General features: G+C 62.2%; 1 pseudogene. It reads left to right on the top strand.

Features of this window, described 5'->3' with window-relative positions:
* Positions 1 to 241 (top strand): annotated as a pseudogene (locus L9G74_RS21430) (Gfo/Idh/MocA family protein); the annotation flags it as partial.
* Between the last annotated feature and the right edge of the window lie 10 nt (positions 242 to 251).

The following is a 251-nucleotide window of genomic DNA, read 5'->3' on the forward strand; positions in this document are numbered from 1 at the left end:
GGGCTTCAAGACCATCCTGACCAGCCCCGCCCATCCGCCCTACGGCCAGTTCAACCCGGCCCCGGGGCATGGATTGGGATTCAACGACCTGAAGGTGATCGAGGTGGCGCACCTGTTGCGTGGCCTCGAGGGTCGGGAAACCCTTTACCCGAACCTGGACGACGCCCTGCACATCGAGCGCGTCATCCACGGTATCATCTCTTCGTCCAACCAGGGCGCCTGGATCACCGTCAACGACTAATACCAAGGAG

Source organism: Shewanella electrica, from assembly GCF_022321485.1.
GTDB classification, from domain to species: Bacteria; Pseudomonadota; Gammaproteobacteria; order Enterobacterales; family Shewanellaceae; genus Shewanella; species Shewanella electrica.